General features: G+C 61.4%; 20 protein-coding genes and 3 pseudogenes. 16 read left to right on the plus strand and 7 right to left on the minus strand.

Features of this window, described 5'->3' with window-relative positions; translation table 11 throughout:
* Positions 1 to 51 precede the first annotated feature (51 nt).
* A complete protein-coding gene (locus AB4N42_RS20720; RefSeq protein WP_460115250.1) occupies positions 52 to 588 on the minus strand; it encodes a DUF3087 family protein in 537 nt (178 codons plus the stop codon).
* 217 nt (positions 589 to 805) lie between these two features.
* Here AB4N42_RS20720 and ppnN point away from each other — a divergent pair, with 217 nt between their 5' ends.
* Positions 806 to 2,179, plus strand: coding sequence for a nucleotide 5'-monophosphate nucleosidase PpnN (gene ppnN, locus AB4N42_RS20725; RefSeq protein ID WP_030142239.1), 1,374 nt, complete (start codon positions 806 to 808; stop codon positions 2,177 to 2,179).
* A gap of 116 nt (positions 2,180 to 2,295) precedes the next feature.
* On the opposite strand, the gene AB4N42_RS20730 is transcribed toward ppnN, so the two are convergent.
* Positions 2,296 to 2,961, minus strand: a complete 666-nt coding sequence (locus AB4N42_RS20730; RefSeq protein ID WP_030142240.1) for an HAD family hydrolase — start codon at positions 2,959 to 2,961, stop codon at positions 2,296 to 2,298.
* A gap of 161 nt (positions 2,962 to 3,122) precedes the next feature.
* Positions 3,123 to 4,469, minus strand: coding sequence for an MATE family efflux transporter (locus AB4N42_RS20735; RefSeq protein WP_030142241.1), 1,347 nt, complete (start codon positions 4,467 to 4,469; stop codon positions 3,123 to 3,125).
* 684 nt (positions 4,470 to 5,153) lie between these two features.
* On the opposite strand from AB4N42_RS20735, the gene AB4N42_RS20740 reads away from it, so the two are divergent.
* From AB4N42_RS20740 to AB4N42_RS20785, 10 genes are all read left to right on the plus strand, one after another.
* On the plus strand, positions 5,154 to 6,065 hold the full coding sequence (locus AB4N42_RS20740) for a methyl-accepting chemotaxis protein (RefSeq protein WP_408636622.1): 912 nt from the start codon (positions 5,154 to 5,156) through the stop codon (positions 6,063 to 6,065).
* Positions 6,066 to 6,074: 9 nt separating this feature from the next.
* Positions 6,075 to 6,443 carry a response regulator gene (locus AB4N42_RS20745; protein WP_003203044.1) on the plus strand — a complete coding sequence of 123 codons (369 nt, stop codon included), beginning with the start codon at positions 6,075 to 6,077 and terminating at the stop codon, positions 6,441 to 6,443.
* A gap of 15 nt (positions 6,444 to 6,458) precedes the next feature.
* Complete coding sequence (locus AB4N42_RS20750) at positions 6,459 to 6,743, plus strand: STAS domain-containing protein (protein ID WP_030142243.1); 285 nt, start codon at positions 6,459 to 6,461, stop codon at positions 6,741 to 6,743.
* A 52-nt stretch (positions 6,744 to 6,795) separates the two neighbouring features.
* Entirely contained in the window at positions 6,796 to 8,895 is a 2,100-nt protein-coding gene (locus AB4N42_RS20755) for a chemotaxis protein CheA (protein WP_030142244.1), read from the plus strand.
* A 32-nt stretch (positions 8,896 to 8,927) separates the two neighbouring features.
* Positions 8,928 to 10,586, plus strand: a complete 1,659-nt coding sequence (locus AB4N42_RS20760; protein WP_030142245.1) for a methyl-accepting chemotaxis protein — start codon at positions 8,928 to 8,930, stop codon at positions 10,584 to 10,586.
* A gap of 38 nt (positions 10,587 to 10,624) precedes the next feature.
* Positions 10,625 to 11,161, plus strand: a complete 537-nt coding sequence (locus tag AB4N42_RS20765) for a chemotaxis protein CheW (protein ID WP_030142246.1) — start codon at positions 10,625 to 10,627, stop codon at positions 11,159 to 11,161.
* Positions 11,158 to 11,994, plus strand: coding sequence for a CheR family methyltransferase (locus AB4N42_RS20770; protein ID WP_030142247.1), 837 nt, complete (start codon positions 11,158 to 11,160; stop codon positions 11,992 to 11,994). The genes AB4N42_RS20765 and AB4N42_RS20770 overlap by 4 nt, the downstream gene beginning before the upstream one ends.
* On the plus strand, positions 11,991 to 12,488 hold the full coding sequence (cheD, locus tag AB4N42_RS20775) for a chemoreceptor glutamine deamidase CheD (RefSeq protein ID WP_030142248.1): 498 nt from the start codon (positions 11,991 to 11,993) through the stop codon (positions 12,486 to 12,488). Before AB4N42_RS20770 ends, cheD begins: the two co-directional genes overlap by 4 nt.
* A 2-nt stretch (positions 12,489 to 12,490) precedes the next feature.
* Positions 12,491 to 13,570 (plus strand): protein-glutamate methylesterase/protein-glutamine glutaminase, encoded by a 1,080-nt coding sequence (locus AB4N42_RS20780; protein WP_030142249.1) that lies wholly within the window; start codon positions 12,491 to 12,493, stop codon positions 13,568 to 13,570.
* A gap of 463 nt (positions 13,571 to 14,033) precedes the next feature.
* Positions 14,034 to 14,573 (plus strand): hypothetical protein, encoded by a 540-nt coding sequence (locus AB4N42_RS20785; protein WP_323155475.1) that lies wholly within the window; start codon positions 14,034 to 14,036, stop codon positions 14,571 to 14,573.
* Positions 14,574 to 14,593: 20 nt separating this feature from the next.
* Here the strand turns inward: AB4N42_RS20785 and AB4N42_RS20790 are convergent.
* Positions 14,594 to 14,743, minus strand: a pseudogene (locus AB4N42_RS20790) (antitoxin Xre/MbcA/ParS toxin-binding domain-containing protein); the annotation flags it as partial.
* Between the two features lie 452 nt (positions 14,744 to 15,195).
* Here AB4N42_RS20790 and AB4N42_RS20795 point away from each other — a divergent pair.
* The 4 genes from AB4N42_RS20795 to AB4N42_RS20810 all read left to right on the plus strand — a co-directional run bounded on the left by AB4N42_RS20795 (position 15,196) and on the right by AB4N42_RS20810 (position 17,731).
* Positions 15,196 to 15,660, plus strand: a complete 465-nt coding sequence (locus AB4N42_RS20795; protein WP_460115251.1) for an HvfA family oxazolone/thioamide-modified RiPP metallophore — start codon at positions 15,196 to 15,198, stop codon at positions 15,658 to 15,660.
* A 66-nt stretch (positions 15,661 to 15,726) separates the two neighbouring features.
* On the plus strand, positions 15,727 to 16,578 hold the full coding sequence (locus AB4N42_RS20800) for an HvfB family MNIO-type RiPP peptide maturase (protein WP_460115252.1): 852 nt from the start codon (positions 15,727 to 15,729) through the stop codon (positions 16,576 to 16,578).
* Positions 16,571 to 17,311: an HvfC family RiPP maturation protein gene (locus tag AB4N42_RS20805; RefSeq protein ID WP_460115253.1), complete on the plus strand. Its 741-nt coding sequence runs from the start codon at positions 16,571 to 16,573 to the stop codon at positions 17,309 to 17,311. The genes AB4N42_RS20800 and AB4N42_RS20805 overlap by 8 nt, the downstream gene beginning before the upstream one ends.
* A gap of 147 nt (positions 17,312 to 17,458) precedes the next feature.
* Positions 17,459 to 17,731, plus strand: a complete 273-nt coding sequence (locus AB4N42_RS20810; protein WP_258650536.1) for a hypothetical protein — start codon at positions 17,459 to 17,461, stop codon at positions 17,729 to 17,731.
* Between the two features lie 275 nt (positions 17,732 to 18,006).
* Here AB4N42_RS20810 and AB4N42_RS20815 read toward each other — a convergent pair.
* Both AB4N42_RS20815 and AB4N42_RS20820 read right to left on the minus strand, forming a co-directional pair.
* Positions 18,007 to 19,377 (minus strand): annotated as a pseudogene (locus tag AB4N42_RS20815) (transposase).
* A 109-nt stretch (positions 19,378 to 19,486) separates the two neighbouring features.
* Positions 19,487 to 20,287, minus strand: coding sequence for a GNAT family N-acetyltransferase (locus AB4N42_RS20820; protein ID WP_258650534.1), 801 nt, complete (start codon positions 20,285 to 20,287; stop codon positions 19,487 to 19,489).
* 268 nt (positions 20,288 to 20,555) lie between these two features.
* Here AB4N42_RS20820 and AB4N42_RS20825 point away from each other — a divergent pair.
* Positions 20,556 to 21,729: pseudogene (locus AB4N42_RS20825) on the plus strand (zinc-dependent alcohol dehydrogenase).
* A 68-nt stretch (positions 21,730 to 21,797) separates the two neighbouring features.
* Here the strand turns inward: AB4N42_RS20825 and AB4N42_RS20830 are convergent.
* Positions 21,798 to 22,604 (minus strand): SDR family oxidoreductase, encoded by an 807-nt coding sequence (locus AB4N42_RS20830; protein ID WP_460115254.1) that lies wholly within the window; start codon positions 22,602 to 22,604, stop codon positions 21,798 to 21,800.
* Positions 22,605 to 22,615 lie beyond the last annotated feature (11 nt).

Raw genomic sequence — 22,615 nt, forward strand, 5'->3', positions numbered from 1 at the left:
CGTCCGCTGGCCGGGGTTTGATTTTTCCCTAAGGGAACCGACGAGCGGCCGCTACGGCCGCGCGTTGTAGGCCTGCTTCACAGTGTCGATCCAGGCCGGGTCCAAGCGTGATTGATCAGGGTCCAGGCCTTGCGCCTGCAATTTCTCCAGATGCTCATCGGCCTCGCGAACCAGCGAGGCGTGGTCGCTGGAATTGGCATCCAGCAGGTGCATCTGGGCCAAGCCCAAGTGATAGAAACGCAACAGTTTCATCGCCGCCGGGTCCCGGGCCTGCGCGCCGGCCTTCACTTGATGCATCACGTTGGTGATGCTCATCAGGCTGCGCTTGAGCTGCCAGCCGTACACCGCCGCACTCATCCACGGCTGCGACCAGAAATACCCGCGCATCAGCCCGACCATCACCAGCACGGCAGCAAATACGCCACCTACATTGAAGCGAAAATTGTCCCCTCCAGGCGTACTGAACGCCATCACTGCCAAGCTCGATAACAGCATCGCCAGCGCGAGAAACACCACGGCCAGGATGAGCGTGCTGCGACGGGTCTGTTGCCGGTAGTCGGCGGCGTCCCACGGTTTGATCTCGAACATCGCGTCGCAATTTCCTTGTGTGGCGTGAAAAGAGTCGCGCATTATCGCCTGCCCGGTCGATTTAGCTATGCTGGGGCTCATTTTAAGTGGCAAGCGATCCGAAGGACCCGGATCAAAGTCCATGGCGATACCGCAAGGATCGTGCGATCTTCCTGCGTGGATGTTTTTTTCAAGATGCCGCCGTCGTGCGAGCGGCATCGTTTTCAAGGAAAGCTGAATGACTCAAAGACATGTAATCAACGCTTCGGTAAGCCCGAAGGGCAGCCTGGAAACCCTGTCCCAGCGCGAAGTGCAGCAACTGAGCGAAGCCGGTTCCGGCAGCATCTACGATCTTTTCCGCCAGTGCGCCCTGGCCATTCTCAATACCGGCGCCCATGTCGATAACGCCAAGACCATCCTGGAAGCCTACAAGGATTTCGAGATCCGCATTCACCAGCAGGACCGTGGCGTGCGCCTGGAACTGCTGAACGCGCCGGCCGACGCATTCGTCGACGGCGAAATGATCGCCAGCACCCGCGAGATGCTGTTCAGCGCCCTGCGCGACATCGTCTATACCGAGAACGAACTGGACAGCCAGCGCATCGACCTGAGCTCATCCCAGGGCATCAGCGACTACGTCTTCCACCTGCTGCGCAACGCTCGCACCCTGCGCCCGGGCGTGGAACCGAAAATCGTCGTGTGCTGGGGCGGTCACTCGATCAACACCGAAGAATACAAATACACCAAGAAAGTCGGCCACGAACTGGGCCTGCGCAGCCTGGACATCTGCACCGGCTGCGGCCCGGGCGTGATGAAGGGCCCGATGAAAGGCGCCACCATCGCCCACGCCAAGCAGCGCATCCACGGCGGTCGCTACCTGGGCCTGACCGAGCCGGGCATCATCGCCGCCGAAGCGCCGAACCCGATCGTCAATGAACTGGTGATCCTGCCGGACATCGAGAAGCGCCTGGAAGCCTTCGTGCGCGTCGGCCACGGCATCATCATCTTCCCGGGCGGCGCCGGTACGGCGGAAGAGTTCCTCTACTTGCTGGGCATTCTCATGCACCCGGCCAACCAGGACCTGCCCTTCCCGGTGATCCTCACCGGGCCTAAAAGCGCCACGCCGTATTTCGAGCAACTGCACGCATTCGTCGGTGCGACCTTGGGCGAGGCCGCGCAAAAGCATTACCAGATCATCATTGACGACCCGGCCGAAGTGGCGCGGCAGATGACCCAGGGGTTGAAAGAAGTGAAGCAGTTCCGCCGCGAGCGCAACGACGCGTTCCACTTCAACTGGCTGCTGAAAATCGACGAAGGTTTCCAGCGTCCGTTCGACCCAACCCACGCCAACATGGCCAGCCTGGGCCTGAGCCGCGAATTGCCAGCCCACGAATTGGCCGCGAACCTGCGCCGGGCGTTCTCGGGGATCGTGGCGGGGAACGTGAAGGACAAGGGCATCCGCCTGATCGAAGAACACGGCCCGTACGAAATCCACGGCGACGCCGCGATCATGGAGCCGCTGGATCGCCTGCTCCAGGCCTTCGTCGCCCAGCATCGGATGAAACTGCCGGGCGGCGCGGCGTATGTGCCGTGCTATCGCGTAGTGACCTGATCCCGAAATCGCTGAGGTAGACATGTGGGAGCGGGCTTGCTCGCGAAGGCGGTGGTTCAGCCATGACTGATGTGGCTGACACGACGCTTTCGCGAGCAAGCCCGCTCCCACAGGGGTTAGCGGTGGTCTGGAAGGTGCATCAATCCGTTGTCGTCTACCGCAATGCTCAGCCCACGGTAATCCTCGATCTGCCCATGCAACGTCACCACCGGGTGGGTATGCGTGGCGGTCACCACCATTACGTCCATGTCCGCCGCCTCGCCGGCCTTGATCCCGGCGTCGGCGTCCTCGAACACCAGGCATTCCTGCGGGGCGACCTGCAAGCGTTGCGCGGCCAACAGATAGCACCCTGGATTCGGCTTACCGGCGCTCACGTCTTCGGCAGTCACCATCACCTCTGGGCGCGGGATCCCGGCGGCTTCCATCCGGCGTAAAGCCAAGGCCATCGGCGCAGACGTGACGATAGCCCATTGCGTTGGCGGCAGGCTCCTGAGAAATGCCACCGCCCCGGGCACCTCGACCACGCCTTCCACGTCTTCGATTTCTTCAACGGTGAGCTGCGCGGCCTCGGACTGGACATCCACACCGGGCAAGTTCTGGCGGGCGACCGTGTCGACGGCGCGCACGCCGTGGATGGTAGGCAGGAACTTCGCCACGTCCAGGCCATGGCGGATGGCCCAGCGGGTCCAGATCCGCTCGGTGGCGGCGACCGAATTGAGCAGCGTGCCGTCCATGTCGAAGAGGAAGGCGCGGTAGGCGATGGAGGTGCGTTCTACGGACATCGTGATCCTCGTACTGGGATGAAATGGTGGCCACTGTACTGTGGGAGCGGGCTTGCTCGCGAAGGCGGTGGGTCAGCTTGCATCAATGGCGAATGGACTGCCGTCTTCGCGAGCAAGCCCGCTCCCACACAGAGTTCTGCATCGTTTCGCCTGGCAGTGGTCTACACCAACCGCTCGATCCGCTGATGCTGCCAGACCCGTTTGTAATACAGCGTCTGCAGCAACAGCATGCTCAGGTACGCCACCGGAAACGCCATCCACACCCCTTGCAGGCCGAAGTGGGCGTCAAACAGGTAGGCGACCGGCACTTGCACGCCGATGATGCAGAAGATCGAGATCGCCACCGGCACCAGCACCGTGCCGCTGGCGCGCATGATGCCGCCGACGATCGCCTGGAAGCCGAACACCAGAAGGCTCCAGAGCATGATGTGCAGCAGATGCTCGGCCTGGACTCGCGCTGCCGGGTCAGTGATGAACAGCCCCAACAACCAGTGGGACAACAGATACCCCAGCAGCACCAGCCCACCGGTCAGCCAGACATTGATCAACAGCCCGGTGCGCAGGATCGGTCCCAGGCGTTCCAGGCGCCCGGCCCCGATGGCCTGGGCACCGAGGATCGAAGCGGTGATGGCGATCGACAACGCCGGGAACTGCACGTAGTTGACGATCTGCGTCACCGCGCCGTAGGCCGCCGTGGCCTGGGAGCCGTGGCGATTGACCAGGGCGAGGATGACCAGCTCCGACAACGAGATCACCACCATCTGCAAACCGGTGGGCAGGCCGATGCGCAGCACTTTGCCGAGGATGTCCCGGTCCAGGCGCATCGCCGCGAACAACGCCCGATCCGGTGCCAGGGCATGCGCCCGGCGGTTCAGGCGCCACGCCAGCATCGCCATCGCCGACGCGGTGCCCACCAGCCCCGCCAGCGCCGCGCTCTGGATGCCCATCGGCGGGAACCCCAGCCAGCCACGGATCAGCACCGGCGTCAGTATCATCCCGACGCTGGTGGAGACGAGCAACGCCAGCAGCGGCGAAATGGTATCGCTGACACCGCGCAACAGCTGGGTGAACAGTACGAACACCAGCAGCATCGGCAAAATCCACATCATCACCCGCGCATAGGACACCGCGTCATCCAGCACATCGGCCGGCGTCCCGAGCCCCTGCAGGCCTTCGCGGGCAAAGACACTGCCCAGCACCGCCGCGACCAACCCGATGATCGCCCCTAGCAACAGCGTCGAACCGGCAATCGCCTTCACCGTCCCGGTTTCACCGGCGCCGTACGCCTGCCCGATCAGCACCCCTGCCCCGGCACCCAGGCCAATCACCAACGCGATGAAGAAAAACACGATGGGAAACATCCCCGACACCGCTGCCAAGGCCTGGGTGCCGAGCATCTGGCCGATATAGATGCTGTTGAGCGTACCGGACATTGATTGCAGGAAATTGGACACGACCATGGGGGCCAGGAACAGCAGGTAGGTTTTCCAGAGAGGCTGGGTGGGCATGAGGGCTCGATGGCAGGTTCGAAATCTGATGCGGGGTAATTTAGCTCAATCCTTTCGTTATGTTTCGGAAGATGTCCGCTTTTGTGGCGAGGGAGCTTGCTCCCGCTGGGTCGCGAAGCGGCCCCCTTTTTGAATTGGCATCGCCGGGAAATCAGACCGGTGGTTGGGACTGCTGCGCAGTCCAGCGGGAGCAAGCTCCCTCGCCACGGGTTTTCCGTAGGTCGGGCCACCTCGACATTTCGCCGATCTCGTCTATTCTGAGATATCAATGTGCCATCTTTTTTAACGGAATCGGACGACTGGTCCTCAAGGCCAAGTCGGTTTTGCAGATAACCAGTTATTCGCAAACACCTGTCCGCAACACTGTTCAAGGACCGAACCATGACGTCGTATTCCCACGACCAATCCTTCGCCAAATCCCAGCCTCGCGTGCTCTGGCCGGCCGTCATCGTGGCCGCTGTCGCATGCGTCGGCGTGCTGGTATTGAATGGCGCGAGCGCGCAGAACATCGGTTTGAGCGTCGTGCTGCTGATCCTTGGCGTGGGCGCCGGGATCTTCGGCGCGCGGTCGCAACGCCTTCAATCCAACAAGGCCATCGCTGCCGCCATCGCCAGCCATGAATTGCAGGCCAGCCAGGCCAGCAATAACGGGACCGCGCAACTCAACGAAGTGATGCTCGGTGCCATGCCGATCTGGGCCAAGCAAGTCGAAAGCTCGCGCCAGCAGACTGAAACCGCGATCGTTTCGTTGACCAGCCGTTTCACCGGCATTTCCTCGCGCCTCGAAGAGACCGTGCAAGCCTCGCAACTGGCCGCTGGCGAGTTGGCCGGCAGCAGCAGTGGCGGTGCCGTCCAGGTGTTGGCGCAGAGTGAAGGCGAACTGGTCAAGGTCATCGATTCGCTCAAGGCCACCCAGGCCAGTCGTGATGAAACCCTCGCACAGGTGCGCAACCTGACGGCCTATACCGGCGAGCTGCGGACCATGGCCGCCGACGTCGCGGCGATTGCCGCCCAGACCAACCTGTTGGCCCTCAACGCTGCCATCGAAGCCGCTCGCGCAGGCGAAGCCGGACGTGGCTTTGCGGTGGTGGCCGACGCCGTGCGCGCCCTGTCGAGCAAGTCCAGCGAGACCGGTCAACAAATGTCGGCCAAGGTCGATGTCATCAACACCGCCATCACCCAATTGGTCCACGCAGCCTCCAGTGGTGCCGACCAGGACAGTCAATCCGTGGCCGTGTCCGAAGGCAGCATCCAGCGTGTACTCGAACGCTTCCAGAGCGTCACCGGGCGCCTCGCCGATTCGGCCGACATGTTGCAACGAGAGAGTTTCGGCATTCGCGACGAACTCACCGACGTGCTGGTCAACCTGCAATTCCAGGATCGGGTCAGCCAGATCCTAAGCCACGTGCGCGACAACATCGAGGACCTGCATGTGCACCTGCAGCAGGCCAGCCAGTCGCCCGAACAGGCCGCTTCCATCGACGCCCGCCAATGGCTGGCGCGCATGGAAACCACCTATGCCACCGACGAGCAGCGCCGCAATCACCACGGCGACTCGGCGGCGCAACAGACTTCACAGGAAATAACCTTCTTCTAGGAGCCCCCCATGGCGAAAAGTGTATTGGTTGTCGACGACTCCGCGAGCGTTCGGCAGGTGGTCGGCATCGCGTTGAAAAGTGCCGGCTACGACGTGATCGAGGCCAGCGATGGCAAGGATGCATTGGGCAAGCTCAACGGCCAGAAAGTGCACCTGATCATCAGCGACGTGAACATGCCGAACATGGACGGCATCACCTTCGTCAAGGAGGTCAAGAAGCTCGCGAGCTACAAGTTCACGCCGATCATCATGCTCACCACCGAATCCCAGGAATCGAAGAAGCAAGAAGGCCAGGCCGCGGGCGCCAAGGCCTGGGTGGTCAAGCCATTCCAGCCGGCGCAGATGTTGGCGGCGGTGTCCAAGCTGATTCTTCCCTGATGGCCGGAGGCTTCAATGCCGCTGCTGTACGAAATAGAAGATGACACGGCGCAGGTGCAGATCGACGGCGAGCTGACGATCTACACCGCCGCCGACCTGGCCGCGCAATTGCTGCCGCGGCTGGGGGCCACGCCCGCGATGGCGCTGGACCTGTCGCAAATCACCGAGATGGATGGCGCCGGCCTGCAACTGCTGCTGATGATTCAGCGCGAGGCACCCAAGGCCGGCACCCAACTGACAGTGACCGATCAAAGCAAAGCCGTCACGGAAACACTGGCCCTGTGCAACCTGGTTGCCTAGGGTCAAGACCTAGCCCCACCGCAACACGTCGAACACGACAAAGGACATGAGCGTGAGCATCAATCTCGATCAGGCACAACAGACCTTCATCGTCGAGGCTCGGGAACAACTGCAGGCGATGGAAGAGTCGCTGCTGCAATTGGAAAACGACCCCGGCGATGATGACGCCATCGGCGCGATTTTCCGGGCGGCCCACACGATCAAGGGCTCGGCCGGACTGTTCGGCCTGGAGCCGATCGTCAGTTTTACCCACATCGTCGAAGACGTCCTCGATCGCCTGCGCGAGGGCAGCGTCGAGGTAGACCCGGGCTTGATCGCGGTGCTGCTCAAGTCCGGCGATCACATGCTCGAGCTGATCGACGTGGTCGCCAACCAGGGCTCGACCTTGCAGCCCCCTGCCCTGGCGCGGGAAATGGAACTGTGCCAGATCCTGCAGGAATACCAGGCGCCGCCGACCGCAGCCGAACCGGCCCGCAAAGCAGAAGCCGAGCCGACCGATACATCCGAAGCTAGCCTCTGGCACATTTCCCTGCGCTTCGGCCAGGACGTATTCCGCAACGGCATGGACCCTTTGTCGTTCCTGCGCTACTTGCAAACCCTGGGTGAAATCGTCGAGATCTCCACGCTCACAGAGGCGCTGCCGGCTGTCGAGGCCTGGGATGCCGAGTCCTGCTACCTGGGCTTCGACATCGCGTTTCGCTCCGCCGCCGGATACACCGCGATCAACGAAGTCTTCGATTTCGTGCGGGAAGACTGCGTGATCGAAATCGTCGCCGCCCAGGACGTCGAAGCCCAGGCGAATACCGGCCTGGTCGCGACGTCCCAGCCGGCGAGCGACGAAGGCACCGCCGTGGTCACCACGGGCGAGCTGATGCCGGACCAACGCAAGACCCCGCGCATGCCCGCCCAGGTCGCGCCTGACAGACAGGCCGTCACCAATGAAAACAAAGCCAAGGACGGTGCCTACGTCCGGGTCAATGCCGACAAACTCGACGAACTGATCAACCTCGTGGGTGAGCTGGTCATCGCCAGCGCCGGTGCCAGCCTGCTGGCCCGCACCTGCCAGAACGACCCGTTGCAGGAAGCCACCTCATCGGTGTCCGGCCTGGTGGAAGAGATTCTCGACGGTGCCTTGCGCCTGCGCATGATCCCCATCGGCGAAACCTTCAACCGCTTTCGCCGGGTGGTGCGCGATGTCAGCCAGGAACTGGGCAAGGACATCGACCTGATCATCAGCGGCGCGGAAACCGAGCTGGACAAGACCGTGGTGGAAAAGATCGGCGACCCGCTGATGCACCTGCTGCGCAACGCCATGGACCACGGCATCGAAACCGCCGAGGCGCGGCAGGCGGCAGGCAAGCCGGCCAAGGGGCATCTGCACCTCAACGCCTACCACGACTCGGGCAGCATCGTGCTGGAAATCGCCGACGACGGCGCCGGCCTGAACCGCGACCGCATCCTGGAAAAAGCCCACGAACGTGGCCTGATCGCCCAGGGTGCGAACCTGACCGACCAGGAAATCTACAACCTGATCTTCGAACCGGGCTTCTCCACCGCCCAGGCCGTCACCAACCTTTCCGGGCGTGGCGTCGGCATGGACGTGGTCAAGCGCAACATCACGCTGCTGCGCGGCACGGTCGACCTGGACAGCCAGCCGGGCAAGGGCACCGTGGTGCGCATCCGCTTGCCGCTGACCCTGGCAATCATCAATGGCTTCCTGGTCGGCATCGGCCAGTCCACCTATGTCATTCCCCTGGACATGGTCCAGGAATGCATCGAGTTGAGCGAAGACGATGGCATCGCCAGTCGCGAACAAGGCTACCTCGACCTGCGGGGCGAAGTGCTCCCGCTGGTGTACCTGCGCGATCACTTCCACCACGAAGGCCCGGCCTCGCGCCGGCAGAACGTGGTGGTGGTGCGCTACGCCGAGCTCAAGGCAGGGCTGGTGGTGGATGACCTGCTGGGTGAATTCCAGACCGTGATCAAACCCTTGGGCAAGCTGTTCGGCGCGCTGCGCGGCATCAGCGGCTCGACCATCCTGGGCAGCGGCGCCGTGGCGTTGATCCTCGACGTCCCGGCCCTGCTCACCCAGATCGCACAGATAGAAAACCGCTACAACTCGACCCCATTACAACAAGCCAACGCTCGCTGACGCTTCAACACTCCATGGAGAGGTATTCCCCAATGAAATGGTTCTACGACCTTAGAATCGCCACCAAACTGATCACTTCCTTCCTTGTGGTGTTGGCGCTGACCGCCGTCATGGGCGTGTTCTCGATCATCCAGTTGGGCCAGGTGAACGGCACCGCTCTGGACATTCGTGAAAACTGGATGCCGTCCATGCGCGCGGCCTCGGGCATGCGTTTCTTTGCCGCGAGCTATCGCCTCAAGGAAAACCGCCACATCGCCGCGGACTCCGAGCAGGAACGCGTAACCCTGGAACAAGAAGCCGACGAAGCCAAGAAGGCTTTCGAGACCCGTCTGGGCACTTATGAAAAATTGCTCTCCAGCGCCGAGGACCGCCAGCTATTCGAAACCACTCGCAATGATTGGGCTGCTTATCTGGTCACCAGCAAAGACCTCTTCGCACTGTCGCGGCAAAACCAGGCAGAGCAAGCCATGGCACTGCTCAAGGGCGAGTCCAAGCGTCAGTTCGACCTGGTGACCGGCGACTTGCAAAAGCTTGTCGAGCTCAACGCGGCCGGCGCTGACGTCGCCAGTGCGCACGGCACCAAGCTGTATGAGAACGCGCGCCTGTCAATCATCGCCGTGCTGGCTGTTGCTTTGCTGGTGGGCCTGGGCCTGGCGCTGTTCATCTCGCGCATCATTTCCCGTCCGCTGAAACAAGCCGCCGTCGTTGCCGAACAACTGGCCGAAGGCAACCTGAACGCGAAGATCGAAGGTGGCTCGAAAGACGAAACCGGCATGGTGCTCAACGCCATGCAGAACATGGTCGGCAAGCTGTCGCACATCATCGGTGAAGTGCGCAACGCAGCGGACAACCTCGCCAGCGCTTCCGAAGAAGTCAGCGCCACCGCGCAGTCGATGAGCCAAGCCACCAGCGAACAGGCGGCCAGCGTCGAGGAAACCAGCGCGTCCATCGAGCAGATGAGCGCCAGCATCAACCAGAACACCGAGAACGCCAAGGTCACCGACGGCATGGCCAGCAAGGCCGCCAAGGAAGCCACCGACGGTGGCGAATCGGTGCAGCAGACCGTGGTGGCGATGAAGAAAATCGCCCAGCGCATCAGCATCATCGACGACATCGCCTACCAGACCAACCTGCTGGCGCTCAACGCCGCCATCGAAGCAGCCCGCGCCGGCGAACACGGCAAAGGCTTCGCGGTGGTCGCCGCCGAAGTCCGCAAACTGGCCGAGCGTAGCCAGGTCGCGGCACAGGAAATCGGCGAGCTGTCGTCCAGCAGCGTCGACATGGCCGAGAAGGCCGGCAACCTGCTCAACGAGATGGTTCCGTCCATCAACAAGACCTCGGACCTGGTCCAGGAAATCAGCGCCGCGTCCGAAGAACAGGCTGCTGGCGTGGCGCAGATCAACACCGCCATGACCCAGCTCAACCAAGTGACCCAGCAGAACGCCTCCAGCAGCGAAGAACTGGCCGCCACCGCCGAGGAGATGAGCAGCCAGGCCGAACAACTGCAGCAGGCCATGAGCTTCTTCACCTTGGACACGCCGCCGAAATCTGCCGTCCAGGCCGCTCGGGTCGATAACACCCCTGGCCCGTCCAGCCGTAAACCGGGCCGGGCACCGGCACCGGTGATGCCCAAGGCGTTTGCCTACAACATGGCCAGCGCACCGGACGAATCGGAATTCACCCGGTTCTGACGGCCCGGTTCCACAGGCTTGCTTAAAGGAGAAAGGCAATGGGCGCCATCGCGACCACACGTCAGACCGCCAGCGCGGTCGAGGAAGAAGCGCAGTACCTGACGTTCATGCTCGGCACGGAGATGTTCGCCATCGGCATCCTGTGCATCAAGGAAATCATCGAATACGGCAATCTCACCGTCGTGCCGATGATGCCGGCCTTCGTCCGCGGGGTGATCAACCTGCGCGGCGCGGTCGTGCCGGTGGTGGATCTGTCGGCCCGTTTCGGCCGGCCGAACTCCACCATCAGCCGTCGCAGTTGCGTGGTGATCATCGAGGCCGCCAGTGCCGATGGGCTGGCCCAGGACATTGGCCTGCTGGTGGACACGGTGTCGGCGGTGCTGGAAATCCCGGCTTCGCAGATCGAGCCGCCACCGAGTTTCGGCGCGAAGATCCGCGCCGACTTCATCAGTGGCATGGCCAAGGTCGATGGCAAGTTCGTCATCGTCCTGGAAGTGGACCGGGTGCTGTCCATCGATGAGATGTCCGAACTCGCCCAGGCCAGCCCCGCCGCGTTGGAAGCGCCAGACTCATGAGCACAGACACTTGCAGGGAACGCACGGTGAATTCGATGGCGCTCACCGACCGGGAGTTCGGCCAGTTCCAATCCTGGTTGTACCAGGCGGCTGGCATCAACCTGTCGCCGGCTAAGAAAGCCCTGGTGGCCGGGCGTTTGTTCAAGCGCCTCAAGCACTACGAGCTGGACAGCTACGGCGAGTATTTCAAGCTGATCATGAGCGGCCAGCGCAGCGACGAATTGCAAGTGGCGCTGGACCTGCTTACGACCAACGAGACCTATTTCTTCCGCGAACCCAAGCACTTTGACTTCCTTCGCGATCACGTGCTGCCCCACGCGACGCCGGGCAAGACCTTTCGCCTGTGGAGTGCGGCCAGTTCGTCGGGCGAGGAACCCTATAGCCTCGCCATGACCCTGGCCGAAAGCCTGGGCACCACGCCTTGGGAGGTCATCGGTTCCGACATCAGCACGCAAGTGTTGGCAAAAGCCCGTTCGGGGCATTACCCGATGGAGCGCGCCCGCAACCTGCCCCATTCGCTGCTGGTGAAATATTGCCTCAAGGGCACCGGCAGCCAGCAGGGCACCTTGCTGATCGACCGGGCGTTGCGCAACCGGGTCAACTTCATCCAGGTCAACCTCAACGACACCCTTCCGGAGCTGGGGGAGTTCGACGTGATTTTCCTGCGCAACGTGATGATCTATTTCGACCAGCCCACAAAAAGCAAAGTGGTCGCCCGGCTCCTCCCGCGGCTCAAGCGCGGCGGGTATTTCATCGTCAGCCATTCGGAGAGCCTCAACGGTGTTTCCGACGCGTTGAAGCTGGTGGCCCCTTCGATTTATCGCAAGCCATGAGCGCCGCGATCAAGCAAGTCGCCGAGGTCTACCTGGGGCCGGGAGAGTTTCGCTTTGCGACCTGCCCGACCCGGCTGCGCACGATCCTCGGCTCTTGCGTGGCGATTACGCTCTGGCATCCAGAACGCAAGATCGGCGGCATGTGCCACTTCATGTTGCCCAGCCGCGTGCGTTGTTCCACGGCGCTGAACGGGCTGTACGCCGATGAGGCCATCGAGCTGTTCGTCCGCAAGGCGCGGGCCCATCACACCGAGCCTGAGGAATATCAACTCAAGCTGTTCGGTGGCGGCGAGATGTTTCCCGAATTGCAACGCCATGTGCCCTACGGCGACGTGGCGCGGTTGAACGTCAACGCGGCACTGGAAATGGCGGCCCTCTATCGCCTGGACCTGATCGCCCAGGACATGGGCAGCACCGGCCACCGCAGTATCATTTTTGACCTTTGCACCGGCGACGTCTGGGTCAGGCACCAACCAATAAGGACCCTGCATTAACCATGTCAGGCAAAAAAATTAACGTATTGCTGGTGGATGACTCCGCCGTGGTCCGCCAGGTGTTGATGGCCATACTCAGTGACACCCCGGACATCAATGTCATCGGCGCCGCGTCCGACCCGATTTTCGCCATGGACAAACTGGCGAAGGAATGGCCCGACGTAATCGTGCTGGACGTAGAGATGCCGCGTATGGATGGCATCACGTTCCTGAAAAAAATCATGAGCGAACGGCCGACCCCGGTGGTGATCTGCTCGTCGCTGACGCCCAAGGGCGCGGAAACCACCCTGCAAGCCATGGCCGCCGGCGCGGTGGAGATCATCACCAAGCCCACCAGCGGCTTGAAGAACTTCCTGTTGGACTCGGCACCGGAACTGGTCTCGGCCATCCGCGCCGCCGCCCAGGTCAATGTGCGCAACCTGGGCAAACGCACTGCCCCGGCGGCCCCGCTGACGCCCGCGACCAAACTCACCGCCGACGCCATGTTGCCTGCCGCCAACGGCCACGCCATGGCCCAGACCACCGAGCGCATCGTCGCCATGGGCACGTCCACCGGCGGCACCCAGGCGCTCGAAGCGGTGCTGACTGCCCTGCCACGCGTGTGTCCGGGCATCGTCATCGTCCAGCACATGCCGGAAAAATTCACCGCGTCCTTTGCCGCCCGGCTCAACAGCCTGTGCCAGATCGAAGTGCGCGAAGCGAAGAACAACGACCGCATCCACCCTGGCCTGGCGCTCATTGCCCCGGGCGGCAAACACATGATGGTGACCCGCAGCGGCGCGTTCTATCACGTGCAGGTGGTGGACGGCCCGCTGGTCAATCGCCATCGCCCTTCAGTGGATGTGCTGTTCCGCTCGGTCGCCAAGTTCGCCGGCCGTAACGCCACGGGCATCATCATGACCGGCATGGGCGACGACGGCGCCCGCGGCCTGAAGGAAATGCTCGACGCCGGCAGCGCCACCGTCGCCCAGGACGAAGCCAGTTGCGTGGTGTTTGGCATGCCCAAGGAAGCGATCAAGCTCAACGCCGCGCAACGGGTGATGCCGCTGCTGGAGATTGCGCAGGTGATCTTGCATCGCTGATCGACGCATTCTTCTTTGAGTGAAAGCTGTTGTGGCGAGGGGATTCAGCGAAACGTCGCACCGCCCCGCTGGGCTGCGAAGCGGCCCCAAGAACTTTCAGGGCCGCTTCGCGCCCCAGCGGGGCGGTGCGACGTTTCGCTAAATCCCCTCGCCACAGAAAAACCCCTTAAACAGGCGAGATCGTCGCCAGCACACCAATCAGCAACGTCAACGCCAGGAAACCACCCAGAAAAATCGCCATCTTCGCCATGAGTTTTCTCCCAATAGAGTCATTGCGGCACGGCCGAATTGTGGCGTGTGAACTGAGACCATTACAGACGCACCTGTAAGCGAAAAATGCGGATCAGTGCAAAAAGCCGGCAAACGGCGAAACCAGTAATGGACAAGTGCGCCATGATCACCGCTATCATGCCGCACGCCCATTTGACGGGCATGCTGCAAGCCACTTTCAAGGACCCCAGGTATGACCCTTCTGCCGTCACGCGCCACCCTCTTCGTCTCCAGCCTCCTGATCAGCTCACTGTGCCTGGCCGAAGGCGAGCCGGCGGAAAGCGTCATCAAGGACTCGACCAAATCCGCCGTCTCGACCTTCATCACCGCCGGCAAGAACCTGTTGGGCGGCGTGAGCGAAGGCGTGCTCGATGGCCGTGAGTCGGTCCAGGGCACCGACGGCGCTGCGATCATCTCCTCCGGCGAGCAGATGAAAGACCGCATCACCGTCGAGGTGTTGAAGCTCGAGCCCAGCGAAGAAAGCGTCACCATCACCCTCGGCTTCAAGAACAGCACCGATACCCAACTGCGCCTGATCAACCTCGGCCAGACAGGCGCCCTGCTCGCCATCGACCAGGCAGGCTACGCCAACCGCCTCACCGGCCTGGACAACCCCGACGAAGTCACCATCCCACCGAAAATCGCCGTGCGGCAGAAATTTGTTTTCGAAGGCATGAACGAGGCGGTCAGTGCTGTGCGGATGTGGGGTGCGGATTATTCGGTCAAGAAGTGAATACACACGAAGTCAGAGGCTCATTGATAAACCCCATGCGCGATGCGGCTCAGGTAATTCGTTACCACCTGAAAGCCCATCGAATTGTCGATCAGCTCCAAGGGCACATGACCGTCCAAGTATTTGCAGGGCTTGCTGAGCCATTCTTCGGCCAGTGACTGGCTGCCAAACTTTTGCTGTCAGCAACACACCCATCCCGTGGCGAGGGAGCTTGCTCCCGCTAGGTTGCGCAGCAGCCCTCGTTCTTCTGAATCACCTCTCGCTTCATCGTCGCACCTCATTACCAAGTGGGCCCGATGGCCTGTAGCCCCAAGCGAGGTGGATTGAAAGTGGCGTTTTCCGACTGGACACTCGGCCGGCGCTGGGCAAGGACTTGCATGATCTGACCTGAGCGCCGCCCTTCTGCAGGGCTCTGTATCCGCGACACACAGCAATACAAACACACCGCGGCATGACACATCCCAGATACACGACAAGCGCCAAATGGCCCCGTCCGAACAGGCAGTCCCGCCTTGCTTCGACCCGACGTGCCGAGCACCGGGCAAGCAACGTGACGCCGCCACGGCACACGCCCCGCGCAACGTTTGCCAGGGGCCACACAGCTCTTATCTGGAGAAAATTCATGACCCGTACAAAAAACTCGAACTCCGCTCGCCTCGCCCTCGCCGCCCTGGCTTTGTCCGGCGGCTTGAGCCTGGCCCAGTCCGCTTTCGCCGTGGAAGCACTGCCCCAGGGGTATCAATTGGCCTCGGCGGAAAAGAACTCTGAAGGCAAATGCGGTGAAGGCAAATGCGGTGCCGCCGAATCGAGCAAGAAAGTCACTGCTGCCGAAGGCAAGTGCGGCGAAGGCAAATGTGGCGACGCCTCCTTCGCTCGCACTGACACCGACGATGACGATCGCGTCTCGCTGAAGGAATTCCTCAGCGTCGCGCCGACCCAGCAAGCCGAGTTCGAAAAGATGGACAGCAACCACGACGGCTACCTGTCCGAGGCCGAAACCTACAAATACCGCACCGGCCAATACACGGCCAACGGCAAGAAAGTGCCAACAGAGCTGTTCACCCGCATGAGCCAAGCCAAGGAATAACCGCCTTCGCTCCGACCCTCCCGGACATGCACGCCGGGAGGGTTTGGTCATCCCTGGAGAACCGCGATGAATACCTTCACTTCCCCCATCGGCGCCGGGCTCGGCCTGCGCCGCGCCCTGCTTGGCGACCTGCTGGAGATGGCCCCGGGCGCCGTGGATTTTCTCGAATGCGCCCCGGACAACTGGATCGGCGTCGGCGGCGTCTACGCCGAACAACTGGACCGACTGGCCGCACGGCACCACATCACCTGCCATGGGCTGTCGCTGTCCCTCGGCGGCCCCCAATCCCTCGACCTCGACCTGCTGCGGGGCACACGTCGATTTCTCGATCGCTACGCCGTGGCGATCTACAGCGAACACCTGAGCTACTGCTCCGACAGCGGTCACCTCTACGACCTCTTGCCGATCCCCTTCACCGAAGAAGCCGTCCACCACGTCGCCGCCCGCATACGCCAGGCCCAGAACGAGCTGGGCCAACGCATCGCCGTGGAAAACATCTCCTACTACGCCGCGCCCTTCCAGGCCATGAGCGAAATCGACTTTATCAACGCGGTGCTCGTGGAAGCCGACTGCGACCTGCTGCTGGACGTCAACAACCTCTACGTCAATGCCATCAATCACCGTTACGACGCCGAGAAGTTCCTGGCAGCCCTCCCTGCGCAACGCGTCACCTACCTGCACGTTGCCGGCCATTACGACGAAGCCGACGACCTGAAAATCGACACACATGGCGCCGCCGTCAAGCCAGACGTCTGGACGCTGCTGCACCAGACCTACCAACGATTCGGACCCGTACCGACGCTGCTGGAGCGCGACTTCAACTTCCCGCCCTTGTCGGAACTGCTCGCCGAAGTCGGGCAGATCAAACAGCTCCAACAACGCGCTTGTCCGGTAATCCCGGAGGCCCGCCATGCCTGATCAACTGCTTGAACAACTCAACTGCATGGCCAGCTACGTGCGCAACCCCCTCCAATCGCCACCGCCCGGGCTCGAAGCCCGCCGCCTGGCCATCTACCGCCAACTGTTCATCGGCAGCATCGAATCACTGCTGGCCGCCAGCTTCCCGGTCATCCAGCAAACCCTGCCGCCCGCCGACTGGCGATGGCTGGTCCACGACTTCTACGCCAACTACCGCTGCCAGACGCCGCTGTTCACAAAACTGGCCGGCGAGTTCGTCACTTACCTGGAACAACACACCGACCTGGACGACCTCCCGCCCTGGCTGCCCGAACTCGCCCAACACGAATGGAGCGAAAGCGCCCTGCTGCTGAGCGACGCGGTGGAACCGTCGCACAACCCCTCCGGCGACCTGATCGAGGGAACGCCCGTGGTGTCGGAACTCGTGCAAGCGCATGCCTATGAATGGCCGGTGTGCGACATTGGGCCGGATTATCAACCGCGTGAAAAACCTGCGGCTTCGACGTTGGTCCTGCTACAGCGCCGCGCTGGGCAGGTGACTTTTTCACGCCTTGCGCCGCTGGCTTATGGGTTGTTGGTATCGCTGATGGAGCATCGGCGCAGAGGGCGGGAGCATCTGGTTGCGTTGGCTGAGATGGCTGGGGTGACGGTGCGGGAAATCATGCCAATGGGGGTGGCGGCGCTTGAAGGGTTCAAGGCGCAGGGGATTGTGTTGGGGGTTCGTTGGGAGTGAGTGATGACGATTCCTACGCAATTCTCGGAATCGGATACCTGTTCGAGGTTCGGGCTGAAAACTATAGTCGTTGCGTCGCCTTGAAGGGCGGTCAGGTTTGGCGACCTAAGTATCGGATCAGTCCATTAATCTGATCGGAGCAATCCCATGGAAAGATACATCCCCATCACCGGCATCGACTGCTCACCGGCTTCGCTGTTGATTGATAGTCAGGCACCGCTTGATGTTCTGCATGCTACGGCTGATTACCGTATCCGCGTTGTGACACAGGTTCTGGAAAATATTGCGTTTCGAGCTGAGCTTGGTAGCGATACGGTTGTGTTATCGGACTTTGCGCAGTTGTTGGTCATCCCCTTGCGGGATGGGTGTGATTTGTTGGAGGTCATCGGACGGCGGCTTCAGGAGAAGGCAGAGGGTTGATGAGGGAACGGGCGTTGGAGACGCCCGTTTTTTTGGCCCAAATGACCGGCTGGAATGGATTCTCTGGACGTTTTCTGCGCTTTGGATCCTAGGAGTATCAAGGGCAGAAAGCGGCCGATTCTGTTGAAAAAGTCGGATTTTCAAATGGCCTGAACTCAGGCACGACCACCACCGGAGAACCTACTCACCACATAGAGTGGTGTTTCGGCCCTTCGGTGACCTTTGCTGCTCTGTTATTGGGTTAATTTGAGGTTTTTTGCTTGGTGCAGGCGCACCTATCCCGCGACTGGTGGCCCTTGAGATGAAAATTTGGCCAGCCGTCGCAGGTTCTGCACCGCAGCGGCCAGCGTGAATTCATCCGTCGCGCCACTCATGCCACGTAGCCGCAGGCGATCCAATTTCAGGATGCGCTTGAGGTGGGCAAACAACATTTCGACCTTTTTACGTTCGTGGCGAGAGCGCTGATATGCCGGCGTTGCTGCAATGCGCCGAGCCACATCGCGAGCGGCTTCATGGACGCTGCGAGCGATCTTGCGGAACGCAGTGTTCGGGCAGCACTTGGCTTTCATCGGACACGTAGCGCAGTCGGTCTGCCGGGATCGGAAGATGATGGTGTTGGCTTTGGTGACGTGCGAACGCTCGTTCTTGAAGGCTCGCCATTCGCTGCGTAATACGTTGCCGGCTGGGCAGCGGTATTCCTCAGCCTCTTCATTCCAGTGGAAATCGTTACTCGAAAAACTGTCGTTCTTGCGCTCGGTTTTGTCCCACACCGGCACATACGGCTCGATGTCTTTTTCCTCCACCATCCAGGCCAGCATCGGCGCAGTACCGTAAGCGGTGTCGCCAATGAGGCGTTCCGGCTTAATGTCGAACTGCGCTTCGACCCGATCGATCATCGTCTTGGTGCTCTCGACTTCTGCGGTTCGATGAGCCGGTGTGGGTTCCACATCCATGATCACGCCGTGCTCGGTATCGATCAGATAATTCGTGGAGTAAGCGTAGAACGCTGGGCCGCCTGGAGCTGCGGTCCAGCGGGCTTGAGGATCAGCGACAGGCGCTTCGGTAGCGTTTCGGCCAGAGCCTCTTCATCGAGTGCCTCAAGATACTCACGCACGGCGCGGGTGCTCAGGGCCGGATCGCTCCAGTTGACCGGTTCATCACCCGGTACACCGCGCTGCCGGCTGGCATCCGCTTTGATGATGCTGGCGTCCACGGCAAAGCCTTCGCCCTTGACCAGGCCGGCGTCCATGCAACGACGCAGCACTTCATTGAACAGCCAGCGAAACAGATCGCTGTCCCGAAAACGGCCGTGTCGGTTTTTGGAAAAGGTCGAGTGGTTGGGCACTTCATCTTCAAGGCTCAACCGGCAGAACCAGCGATACGCCAGGTTCAAATGGGCCTCTTCGCACAACCGTCGTTCGGAGCGGATGCCATAGACAGTAGCCGACGATCAGCATGCGGATCATCAGTTCGGGATCAATCGACGGACGCCCAATCGGACTATAGAAATCGGCGAGGTAATGGCGCAGGTCACTCAGATCGAGACACTGATCAATGCTGCGCAGAAGATGATTGGCTGGGATGTGATCTTCAAGGTTGAACGAGTAAAACAGCCGCTCCTGCCCACTCGATAACTGTCCCATCATGCTCTGTGATCCCCCACCGGCCAATGAAGCAATTTTGCCGCAGGTCAGATAGGGGAGCTACTTTTTCAACAGAATCGGCCAAAAGCAGACGCTCCTGCACTGGCATACCTCAACGATCCGTCAAGCGATAAAGCGCTTGAACGTGAGATACCGCCAGCCCCATGCGCTGCAAGTTACGGCGACTTTGCGAGCTGGGAAGCGCCGTTGCGGCGACCACCAAACTCCCGTGCTTCTTCGCTTGCTCTATCCGGTGAGATATCAGGGCTCCATGGTAGCCCAAGCCTCGTGCATCTTTTCGGGTGGCAGCCGTCCCGAGGTAGGCAACCCCATTGCTGGCCAGGTACATCAACGCTCCTGCAACTACATCTCCATCAGCTTTAAGGACGTAGATTTTCAGACGATCATTTGACAGTAGCCCTGCAAAAGAGGCCTGACTTAACTGACGATGCTCTGGCTTGGTATGAAATCCGCTCGCATGCACAGCTGCGAACTCAGGAAGCGTGTGTAAGGTGGCCTCCTCGACCTCAAACGAGTGGGGGCTCAAGACCACGTCCTTGATGGCGCACGCGAGTTGCAGGTGCGTCCACCCCTTCAGGCGTTCTAATCGCCTCTCTCCCACAAAAACGTACTGCTTCAACGTCGAGGTCTTCCCGATAAGAGGCGTTACGGTCGAATATTCCGCTGATTCCATGAGCAAGCTCAACAGTTGTTGGGGGCTGTCGGTACTGTCGCCGTAGATGCGATTGAACATCGGGCTGGCTGATGCTTTCACTTGAAAGCAGGGAAAAGCTTCGTTGAAAAACACGCGGGCACCGAAAGGATTTCCACTTATCCGTAACAAGCTCTCAACGCGGGAACACAAATACTCGCCTTCAGCGGCCTCGATTGCATGAGCCAATCCAACATCCATGTGCGTAATCCTTATTGCGCGATTTCCAAGGAAGGTAGCGGTCAGTCAAACAGGTGGAGTGTAGGTGGCGGATGAATACGCACGAAATCCAGTAAGCCGTTTCTGGTGTTTCGGTGACTACCCGTCCCCCAACCGCCCATCGCCTCCCCCCGCTCTCCCCAACCATTACTTTGAACTACTCCCCCCTCCTCCAACCGAAAATGTCAGGAGGTCCGCAACGAGCCTGATCGTAGCGACCGTACCGTCCCCACCTAGGAGGTATACCCAAGTGAAAGCGCTACGCTGGCATGGAAAGAAAGACATCCGTTGTGATGACCATCTCCCCGACCCCACGATAGAAGACCCGCGAGACGCGATTATCAAGGTGACGTCGTGCGCCATTTGCGGCTCGGACCTGCACCTGTATGACGGTTTCATGCCCGGCATGAAGCATGGCGACATCATGGGCCATGAGTTCATGGGTGAAGTGGTGGAAGTGGGCTCGGCCAACAAGAAGTTGAAGATCGGCGATCGCGTCGTGGTGCCCTTTACGATTTGTTGTGGTGAATGCGATCAGTGCCGGCAGGGGTAACTTCTCTGTATGCGAGCGCAGTAACCGCAACAAGGACTTGGCGGCCAAGGCCTTCGGTCACACCACGGCGGGTCTGTTTGGCTATACCCACCTCACCGGCGGCTACCCCGGCGGGCAAGCCGAATACGTGCGCGTGCCTTATGCCGACTTCACGCCGGTGGTGATTCCCGAGGGGCTTACCGATGAGCAAGTGTTGTTTCTTGGGGACATCTTCCCCACCGGCTGGCAGGCCGCCGTGCAATGCGATATCCAGCCAACCGACACCGTGGCCATCTGGGGCGCCGGCCCGGTCGGCCAGTTCACGGTGCGCAGCGCGGTGATCCTCGGGGCCAGGCAAGTGGTGTGCATCGACAACGTGCCCGAGCGCCTGGCGATGGCGAAGGCCGGTGGCGCCATCACCATCAACTTCGATGAAGAAAGCGTGCTGGACCGCCTGGCCGAGTTGACGGCTGGCAAGGGGCCCGAGAAGTGCATCGACGCGGTGGGCATGGAGTCCCATGCGACCCGTTCCTTCGACTCCATCTATGATCGGGTCAAGCAAGCGGTGATGCTGGAATCCGACCGCCCCCACGTGCTGCGGGAAATAATGTACGTCTGCCGCCCCGCCGGGACGCTGTCCATTCCCGGGGTGTATGGCGGCTTGATCGACAAGATTCCATTCGGCGCCGCCATGAACAAGGGCCTGACTTTCAAGATGGGGCAGACCCACGTGAATCGCTGGACCGACGACCTGCTCAAGCGCATCCAGGAAGGGCAGATCGACCCGAGCTTCGTCATCACCCACACCGTGAGCCTTGAAGACGGACCGGACATGTACAACACCTTCCGGGACAAGAAAGACGGCTGCGTGAAAGTGGTGCTCAAACCCTGATCCCTGGGTCATGCCGCTTCCCGGATCGCGGGTTCGCCCGTGATCGCGGAGGCGGCCGGCAAGCCGTTTCAAGCGACCAGCGAGGTGTCGATTCCCAGCGAACGGCGACGGCTCACTTTCCCCCCGGTCACATCCAGGAAGGTCCCGGTCACGAACGACGCCTCCGCGCTCGCCAGCCACAGAATCGCCCGCGCCACCTCCTCCGGCTGGCCGCCCCGGCCCATGGGAATCGAGTCCTTGACGCGATCGACCCGCCCCGGCTCGCCGCCGCTGGCGTGCATGTCGGTGTAGATGTGCCCGGGGCGAATGCAGTTGACGCGGATGCCTTCCCGGGCCACCTCTTTGGCGAACCCGATGGTGAACGTCTCCAGGGCGCCTTTGGAGGCGGCGTAGTCGACGTATTCGTGGGGACTGCCAAGGCGCGCCGAGGCTGAAGAGATGTTGATCACCACGCCGCCCGGGCCGTTGTGCCGGTAGGCCATGCGCTTCACCGCTTGCTGGGCGCAGAGGATCGGACCGATGGAGTTGACCGCGAAGATGCGCTGCATGCGTTCGAAGCCGAGGTCCTCCAGGCGTGACTGGGTGGACAGCACCCCGGCATTGTTGACCAGTACGTCGATCCGCCCGAACGCCCGGTCGATGGCCTTGAACAATTCATCGACCTGCCCGGGGTCCGCGCTGTCGGCCCGCACGGCCAACGCCTGGCATCCCAGCGCCTGCACATCCGCCACCACGGCCAGTGCCGCGGGTTCGTTGGCGACGTAGCTGATCGCGACGTCGTAGCCTTTTGCGGCGGCGAGCCGGGCGGTGGCGGCGCCCACCCCGCGACTTCCACCGGTTATCAGGATCAGCGGTGCGGGCGAGACGTTATCCATTGAAATACCTC

The sequence above is a fragment of the Pseudomonas sp. H2_D02 genome (genome assembly GCF_054677635.1).